Here is a 7,635-nt window from a genome sequence, read left to right as displayed (position 1 = left end):
CTCGGGTGGCGGTTCCGTCGCAATCTCCTGGGCCGGCTCCGTCGTCACGGAGTCCGGGGGTGCTGCCTCGGCACGCTGTGGCTCGGGCGGCGGCGGCGCGGCGTCCGTGTCCGGCAGGGCCGTCGCGCGATCGGGCGGCGCTTGGCGCAGCGGCGCTGGCGGCATGAGCGGCTCGGGCGGCGCGGGCCTCGCCTCCACAGGCTCCGCCGGCGCGACCTCCAGGGGTTCCGCCGCGTCGCTGCTGCTGGCTGGCTCGGGCGCCATCGCCTCCGGCCAGGGCGCGATTTCGACCGAGTCGATGACGCTGGGCGCGGGCGGCGTCGCAGACGGCCAGACAAAGGGCAGCACCGCCGCGGCATGGAGCGTGACCGCGAGCAGCCCCGGCCCCGCAAACCGCCGCGCGAGCGAGGGCGCGGCGGGGGCCGGCGGCGGCGGTGCCGCGGCCGCGCGCAGAAATCCGCCATCCGGCATCAGCGGGCCTGGATGGCGGCGCCGGCCGCCTGTTCCTCGGCGATCAGCGAGACGCGCGTGACACCCGCGGCCGTGACGCGACCCATCACGCGCATCACGTCGCCATAGGGCACGGCACGGTCGCCGCGCACATAGACGGGCGCCTCATTCGCCTCGGCCTCGCGCAGGGATCGGATGCGGGCGGCGAGTTCCGCCTCGGGCACTTCCTCCTGGCGCAGGAAGACGCGGCCATCGCGCGCCAGCGTGATGACGACCGGCGGCGCCGTCTGCGCGATGCGCGGGGCGGCGGTCTGCGGCAATTGCACCGGCACGCCCACCATCATCATCGGCGCGGCCACCATGAAGATCACCAGCAGCACCAGCATCACATCCACGAAGGGCGTGACGTTGATCTCGCTCATCGGCGGCGCGTCCTCATCCTCCGACGGCGCGCCGAGCGGGGTCATCGCCATGGCGCTAATCCGCGACCTGGCGCGGGCCCCGCGCCTCGGTCAGCGCCGAGGCACGGGCCAGCCGGGCGGCCAGGTCCGAGGCGGCGGAGAGCGCCTCGCCCCGCAGCGCGCCGAGTGCTGCGAGGATGCGGTTATAGGCGATCACGGCGGGAATGGCGGCCACCAGGCCGATGGCGGTGGCGAAGAGCGCCTCGGCGATGCCCGGTGCCACGACGGCGAGCGAGGTGTCGTTGGAGGCCGCGATGCCCACGAAGCTGCGCATGATGCCCCAGACCGTGCCGAACAGCCCGATGAAGGGCGCGACCGAACCCGTGGTGGCCAGGAAGGAGAGCCCGGGTTCCGCGCGCTTCACCTCGCGCGCCACCGCCTTGCGCATCGCGGCATCGAGCCGGGCGCGGTACTCGCCATCCGTCTCCCGCGCCCCCTGCCCCTGCCGCCATTCCGGCAGCCCCGCCCGCAGCGCGGCGGCGGGCAGGCCGGGCTGGTCGGGCGGCGCCGTCGGCGGGCGCTCATCGGCCGCCATCCGGGCCAGGGCGCGGCTCTCCCGTCCGAGGCGGCGCAGCGTGCCCCATTTCTCGAAGATGATCGCCCAGCAGATCACCGAGGCGACCACCAGCAGCAGCATCACCCCCTTCACGATCGGGTCCGCCATGAGGAAGAGGGCCCAGGGCGAGAGATCATGCGCGCTGGCCGCCGGCAGGGCGAGTGTCGGGGTGGGATCCATAGGTGAACTCACTTCTCGAAGGGAACCGCCGCCACGCGCGAGGCGAGCGTCAGGCGGTCAAGGCAGGCATTGCGTTGCGCGGGCTCGGCTCCGCCGCAGGCGAGCAGGTCATTCAGCAGCACCTGGCCGATGCCCTCGCAGGCGAGGCCCGCCAGGTCGAAGATGCGCGCCTGGGTGCGCCCGCCCGGCAGCGGGCCGACATCCACCGCGATGCGCCGCCCCACCACCCCATCCCGGCCGAAGATCACGAGGTCGAGCCGCACCGGATCCACCGCCTCCGCGCCGGAATTGTGCAGCACGAACCACACGCGGCAGGCCGCGTTGTCGCGCGGTTCCAGGCGGTTCAGCTCGAAGCGCAGGCCTGGTGCCGCTTGCGGAAAGGCCTGGCCGCTCATCAGCCAGGTCAGGCCGGACAGCGTTGCGGCGGCGAGGAACAGGCGGGTCATGTCGAGGGGTCTCCGGGCAGGGCAAGGCGGTCATTGCCGCGGCGGTCGAAGCGCTCGACGCGGCCCTCCCGCAGGGCGAAGGTCAGGCGGCCGTCACGCGTCTCGATGAACGCCCCGGCAAAGGGGCTGCCCCAGCGCCAGGCCGCCGGCGCGGGCGTGCCGACGACGCGCCGGCGCTCGTATTCGATGAAGCGCGGGCCGCCGGCCTTGGTGCTGCGCGCCGGCACGTCGAGCGCCCGGATCACCGCCGCCTCCGGCTGGCCGACCAGCGGTCCCATGCGCGCGTCGAAACCCGCGGTTGAGGGCAGCGCGCGGGCGGCCAGCCGGATGGGTGTCGCGACAGGGGCGATCCTCACGACGGCACCTCCGGCGGCAGCCCGGTGGGCAGGCCATCAAGGCTCATCGCATTGTTCTCGCGGCGATACTCCGCGAGCGCGGCCTCCCCCTGCTTCGCGGCCCAGCGGGTCAGCCCGTTGCGCGGCTTCTCCAGGCGCATCATCGGCACGGCGTAGCCGCAGGACGTCTTCGCCGCCTCCACCGCGATGCGGATGATGGCGCGGATGCCGGGGTGCGCCGCGGCCTCGCCGAAGCGGGGCAGCAGCGCGGCATGCTCCGGCGTGTCGCGCCAGAGGGTCTGGCCGCGGCCCCACAGGCGCAGGATCTGCGGTGGGCCTTCGAAGGCGCAGGCCATCAGGACGATCCTTCCATCGGCCTTCAGATGCGCCGCGGTTTCCGCACCACTGCCCGTGAAGTCCAGGTAGGCGACATGGCGGGCATCGAGCACCCGCAGGCTGTCCTGCCCCTTGGGCGACAGGTTGACGCGCGCGCCGGCAGCCGCGCTCGCGACGAAGAACACCGGCTGCGCGGCCAGGAAGGCGGCGAAGGCGGGGGTGATGGGGTCGTGGGTTTCGGCCATGTCAGCGGGGTCCTGCCTGCGCGGCGCCAAGTGGCAGGCTGGCCGCGCCATCGTGCTGCGGTTCCAAGGCGAATTGCGCGTCGTGCAGGGCGCGGTAGACCCCGCCCCGGGCGAGCAGTTCGGGATGCGCGCCCTGCTCCACGATGCCCTGCTCCGTCACCACCACGATGCGGTCGGCGTTGCGGATGGTGGCCAGGCGATGCGCAATGACCAGCGTGGTCCGCCCGCGCGCCAGCTCGGCCAGCGAGGCCTGGATGGCACGCTCCGTCTCGGTGTCGAGCGCGCTGGTCGCCTCGTCCAGGATCAGGATGGGCGGGTTCTTGAGGAACATGCGCGCGATGGCCAGGCGCTGCTTCTGCCCGCCCGAGAGCTTCACGCCGCGCTCGCCGACCAGCGTGTCGAGGCCCGCCGGCAATTCGGCGATCAGCGCATCCAGCCGCGCGCGCCGCGCCGCCTCCAGGATCTCGGCATCCGAGGCGCCGAGCCGGCCATAGGCGATGTTCTCGCGCAGCGTGCCGGCGAAGAGGAACACATCCTGCTGCACCACGCCGATCTGCCCGCGCAGCGAGGCCAGCGTCATGTCGCGGATGTCGGTGCCGTCGATGGTGATGCGCCCCGCATCCACATCGTAGAAGCGCGGCAGCAGCGCGGCGATGGTCGTCTTGCCCGCGCCCGAGGGCCCCACCAGCGCCACCGTGCTGCCCGCCGCGATGGCGAGGTCGAGGCCGCGCAGCACCGGGCGGTCCGGCGCGTAGCCGAAGCGCACGCCCTCGAAGCGCACCTCGCCGCGCAGCGGGCCCATCTCGCGCGCCTCCGGCCGGTCGGCGATGTCGGCCTGGGTCGCCATCAGGTCGAGATAGCTGCGGAACCCCGCGATGCCCTTGGGATAGGTCTCGATCACCGCGTTGATCTTCTCGAGCGGGCGGTAGAACACGCTGACCAGCAGCAGGAAGGCCACGAAATCGCCCGTGCTCATGCTGCCCCGCACGATGAGCACCGCGCCCACCAGCATCACGAAAAGCTGCACCAGCCGCATGCCGAGATAGTTCAGCGTCATGCTCGCCGCCATGATGCGATAGGCGTCGAGCTTGGTGTCGCGGTAGCGCGCATTGTCGGCGGCGAAGAGCGCGCGCTCATGCGCCTCGCGGCCGAAGGCCTTGACCACGCGGATGCCGCCGACCGCCTCCTCGATGCGCGCGTTGAAGGCGCCGACGCGGCCGAACTGCGCCTGCCAGTTCGCCGTCATCCGCCCGCCATAATGCGCCACGACCCAGCCGATGACGGGCACGATCAGCAGCGTCATCAGCGCCAGCGGCAGGCTGACCCAGAGCATCAGCGCGAAGGCGCCGGCGAAGGTCAGGATCGCGATGAGCAGATCCTCCGGCCCGTGATGCGCGACCTCGCCGATATCCTCCAGGTTCTTGGTGACGCGGCCGACCAGATGGCCGGTCTTCTCGCTGTCGTAGAAGCGGTGCGAGAGCGTCAGCAGATGGTCGAAGGCGCGGCGGCGCAGCTCCGTCTCGATCGCGATGCCGAGCACATGGCCCCAATAGGTGACCACCGCCATCAGCCCCGCATTGGCGACATAGACTGTCAGCAGCGCCAGAACGGCGAGGACGATCAGGTTCATGTCGCCGGTCGGCAGCAGATGGTCGATGAAGGCGCGCACCGCCATCGGGAAGCCCAGCTCCAGCATGCCCGACAGCGCGGCGCAGCCGAAGTCGAGCGCGACCAGGCGCTTGTGCGGGCGGTAGAAGTCCAGGAATTGCCTCAGCATGCGGGGGCCCCATCAGGCAGGTGGCGGATGGGCAGCATGTGGGGACGGCCGGTCTCGGCGTCAGGAATGATGCGCGCCTCGATGCGAAAGACCTCGGCCAGCATGGCGGGCGTCAGCACGGTGCCGGGCGGGCCCTCGCTGTGCAGCCGCCCGCCATGCAGCACCACAAGGCGATCGGCGAAGCGCGCCGCCTGGGCCAGGTCGTGCAGCACCATCAGCACGGTGATGCCGCGCTCGCGATTCAGCCGCGCCACCAGCTCCAGCACTTCGAGCTGATGGCCGATGTCGAGGAAGGTGGTGGGCTCGTCCAGCAGCAGCCAGGGCGTGTCCTGCGCGAGTGTCAGGGCGATCCAGGCGCGCTGGCGCTCGCCGCCCGAGAGTTCATCGAGCGCGCGGCCCGCGAAGCCGGTCATGCCCGTCGCCGCCAGCGCGTCGCGGATCGCGTCATGGTCCTGCCGGCGCAGCATGCGCAGCGGCCCCGCATGCGGATAGCGCCCCTGCTCCACCAGCTCCGCCACCGTCATCCCGGCGGGCGCCACCGGGGCCTGCGGCAGCACGGCCAGGCGCCGCGCCACCTCGGCCGAGGGCAGCCGCGCGATGGCCTGCCCCTCCAGCAGCACCGTGCCCCCGCTCGGCGCCATGATCCGCGCCAGCGCCTTGAGCAGCGTGGACTTGCCCGAGCCATTGGGCCCGACCAGCGCGGTAATACCCCCGCGCGGCAGATGCAGCGCCACGCGCTCCAGCACCGCGCGATCGCCATAGCCGACTGAGAGCGCCTCCGCGCGCAGGCCGGTCTCGGGGTTGGGGGCCAGCATCATGCGCGGGGCCTGTGCGCGAAGACCAGCCAGAGGAAGAAGGGCACGCCCAGCAGCGGCGTGACGACACCCACGGGAATGCCGCTCGGCGCGGTGACGGGCGAGCGCGACCAAGCCTCGATCCAGCCCAGCGGCAGGCTGCGCGCGCCGAGATCGGCCAGCGTCAGCAGCAGGGCCGCGACCAGCGCGGCCGCCGGGAAGAGCCGCCGCGCGTCGTTGCCCACCAGCATGCGCGCCAGATGCGGCCCGATCAGCCCGACAAAGCCGATGCCGCCCACCACCGAGACCGCGCCCGCCGTCAGCACCGCGGCGGCGAAGATCAGCATCAGCCGCGCCGGCTCGACGCGCAGGCCGAGACAGGCGGCGACGCCATCGCCCAATTGCAGCGCATTGGCGATGCCGGCCGAGAGCAGGCCCATGGAGAGGCCCGCCGCGGCATAGGGCGCCAGCATCTCGACATGCACCCAGCCGCGGCCATTCGTGCTGCCGATCGTCCAATGCAGCACCAGGCGAAGCTGGTTGTCATCCGCCGTCAGCAGCAGCATGGAGGTGACGGCCGAGGCGCTGCCGGCCACCAGCACGCCCATCAGCACCAGCAGCACCGGGCGGCTCACGCCATGCCGGCGGCTCAGCGCATAGGTCAGCGCGCCCGCCAGCATGCCGCCCGCTACGCCGGCCAGGCCCAGGTGCCAGCCGGTGTCGCGCACCATCCCGAGCCCCTCGATGCGGGAGGCGGCGATGATGGCGAGGACGATCGCCAGCACCGCCCCGGCGGAGACCCCCATCAGCCCGGGCTCGGCCAGCGGGTTGCGGGTGACGGTCTGCAGCAGCGCGCCGGCCAGGCCGAGCATGGCGCCCGCCAGCAGCACGACGATGAGGCGCGGCAGGCGCACCGCATGCACGATGACATGGTCCGGCAGCTCCGCCAGCGGGATCGCCACCGGCCCGGTGGTCAGATGCGCCACGGCGGTGAGCAGGAGGAGGCCGGCGAGCATCGGCCAGGGCGCGCGGCCCGTCATGGCGCGAGGTGCCGGCGCAGCAGCAGGATCGCCGCCGGCGCGCCGAGCGCGGTGACGACCAGGCCGACCGGCAGCTCGGCCGGCGCGACGGCCTCCCGCGCCAGCAGGTCGGCGGTGGTGAGCAGCACGGCGCCGATGAGCATCGCCAGCGGCAGCACGCGCGCCGCATCCGCACCGCCCAGCAGGGCGCGCGCCAGATGCGGCGCCACCAGCGCGATGAAGCCGATCGGCCCGCAGCTCGCCACCACCGGCGCCGTCAGGCCGATCGCCGTCAGCAGCAGCAGCAGGCGCAGGCGAAACACGTTGACGCCGAGGCCCGCCGCCATCTCCTCGCCCAGCCGCAGCACATCCAGCGCGCGCGAAAAGAGCAGCGCGGCGGGCAGCAGGATCGCCGTCAGGACCAGCAGGCGCAACAGGTCCGACATGCCGCGCCCGATCAGGCTGCCGATCAGGAAGGCATGGATGGTGCGCAGCTGGAACTCGTTGCCCAGGACGATGACGAGCACGATCATCGCGGAGAACAGGGCCGCCAGCGCCGCGCCGATCAGGATCATGCGCACCGGATCGCGCGAGAGCCGCTGCGCGCCAAGGACCACGACCCCCGCGCCGAGCCCGCCGGCCAGGGCGAAGCCCGGCAGCGCCGTGGGCGCGGCATGCAGGAAGACGATGCCGATGGCGACCGCGAGCGAGGCGCCGGACGCCACGCCCAGCAGGCCGGGATCGGCCAGGTCGTTGCGCAGCGCGCCCTGCAGCAGCACGCCGGCGGCGGCCAGCGAGGCCCCGGCGAGCGCGGCGAGGCCCGCCCGCGGCAGCCGCACATCCCAGACCAGGATGGCGGCGAAGCTCTCGCCGCGCGGATCGGCCAGCGCGGCCAGCGCCTCGGTCCATGGCAGCGGCACGATCCCGCGCGTGAGCGAGAGCAGCAGCGTGAGGGCCAGGACGCCGCACAGCCCGCCCAGCAGCGTGGCGAAGGGGAGACGGGCGCGCGACGGCGCGGCGGCAAGGCCTTGCATGC

General features: G+C 73.1%; 9 protein-coding genes and 1 pseudogene. All 10 read right to left on the bottom strand.

Annotated elements, in window-relative coordinates:
• Positions 1-471: pseudogene (locus tag KTR66_RS20315) on the bottom strand (hypothetical protein); the annotation flags it as partial.
• Complete coding sequence (gene tolR, locus KTR66_RS20310; RefSeq protein ID WP_213615827.1) at positions 471-923, bottom strand: protein TolR; 453 nt, start codon at positions 921-923, stop codon at positions 471-473. The gene tolR and the pseudogene KTR66_RS20315, both read right to left, overlap by 1 nt.
• A gap of 4 nt (positions 924-927) precedes the next feature.
• Positions 928-1,647, bottom strand: a complete 720-nt coding sequence (locus tag KTR66_RS20305) for a MotA/TolQ/ExbB proton channel family protein (protein ID WP_213615825.1) — start codon at positions 1,645-1,647, stop codon at positions 928-930.
• An 8-nt stretch (positions 1,648-1,655) separates the two neighbouring features.
• Entirely contained in the window at positions 1,656-2,093 is a 438-nt protein-coding gene (locus KTR66_RS20300; RefSeq protein WP_249732287.1) for a Tat pathway signal protein, read from the bottom strand.
• On the bottom strand, positions 2,090-2,449 hold the full coding sequence (locus KTR66_RS20295; RefSeq protein WP_213615823.1) for a hypothetical protein: 360 nt from the start codon (positions 2,447-2,449) through the stop codon (positions 2,090-2,092). The genes KTR66_RS20300 and KTR66_RS20295 overlap by 4 nt, the downstream gene beginning before the upstream one ends.
• On the bottom strand, positions 2,446-3,009 hold the full coding sequence (locus KTR66_RS20290; RefSeq protein ID WP_213615821.1) for a pyridoxamine 5'-phosphate oxidase family protein: 564 nt from the start codon (positions 3,007-3,009) through the stop codon (positions 2,446-2,448). The genes KTR66_RS20295 and KTR66_RS20290 overlap by 4 nt, the downstream gene beginning before the upstream one ends.
• Before the next feature lies 1 nt (position 3,010).
• Positions 3,011-4,786 carry an ABC transporter ATP-binding protein gene (locus KTR66_RS20285; protein ID WP_213615819.1) on the bottom strand — a complete coding sequence of 592 codons (1,776 nt, stop codon included), beginning with the start codon at positions 4,784-4,786 and terminating at the stop codon, positions 3,011-3,013.
• Positions 4,780-5,604, bottom strand: coding sequence for an ABC transporter ATP-binding protein (locus KTR66_RS20280; protein ID WP_213615817.1), 825 nt, complete (start codon positions 5,602-5,604; stop codon positions 4,780-4,782). Before KTR66_RS20280 ends, KTR66_RS20285 begins: the two co-directional genes overlap by 7 nt.
• Positions 5,601-6,620 (bottom strand): iron ABC transporter permease, encoded by a 1,020-nt coding sequence (locus tag KTR66_RS20275; RefSeq protein ID WP_213615815.1) that lies wholly within the window; start codon positions 6,618-6,620, stop codon positions 5,601-5,603. Before KTR66_RS20275 ends, KTR66_RS20280 begins: the two co-directional genes overlap by 4 nt.
• On the bottom strand, positions 6,617-7,633 hold the full coding sequence (locus KTR66_RS20270) for an iron ABC transporter permease (RefSeq protein WP_213615812.1): 1,017 nt from the start codon (positions 7,631-7,633) through the stop codon (positions 6,617-6,619). The genes KTR66_RS20275 and KTR66_RS20270 overlap by 4 nt, the downstream gene beginning before the upstream one ends.
• Positions 7,634-7,635: the final 2 nt, after the last annotated feature.

The organism is Roseococcus sp. SDR, assembly GCF_019083995.1.
Taxonomy (GTDB): Bacteria; Pseudomonadota; Alphaproteobacteria; order Acetobacterales; family Acetobacteraceae; genus Roseococcus.
The sequence above is the reverse complement of the archived record's forward strand: the minus strand, read 5'-3'. Positions and strand labels throughout refer to the sequence as shown.

What these genes read in the sequence shown, in the direction of transcription:
- tolR (WP_213615827.1), bottom strand. Translation starts at nt 923, where the DNA reads ATGGCGATGACCCCGCTCGGCGCGCCGTCGGAGGATGAGGACGCGCCG.
- KTR66_RS20300 (WP_249732287.1), bottom strand. Translation starts at nt 2,093, where the DNA reads ATGACCCGCCTGTTCCTCGCCGCCGCAACGCTGTCCGGCCTGACCTGG.
- KTR66_RS20280 (WP_213615817.1), bottom strand. Translation starts at nt 5,604, where the DNA reads ATGATGCTGGCCCCCAACCCCGAGACCGGCCTGCGCGCGGAGGCGCTC.
- KTR66_RS20275 (WP_213615815.1), bottom strand. Translation starts at nt 6,620, where the DNA reads ATGACGGGCCGCGCGCCCTGGCCGATGCTCGCCGGCCTCCTCCTGCTC.
- KTR66_RS20290 (WP_213615821.1), bottom strand. Translation starts at nt 3,009, where the DNA reads ATGGCCGAAACCCACGACCCCATCACCCCCGCCTTCGCCGCCTTCCTG.
- KTR66_RS20270 (WP_213615812.1), bottom strand. Translation starts at nt 7,633, where the DNA reads ATGCAAGGCCTTGCCGCCGCGCCGTCGCGCGCCCGTCTCCCCTTCGCC.
- KTR66_RS20285 (WP_213615819.1), bottom strand. Translation starts at nt 4,786, where the DNA reads ATGCTGAGGCAATTCCTGGACTTCTACCGCCCGCACAAGCGCCTGGTC.
- KTR66_RS20305 (WP_213615825.1), bottom strand. Translation starts at nt 1,647, where the DNA reads ATGGATCCCACCCCGACACTCGCCCTGCCGGCGGCCAGCGCGCATGAT.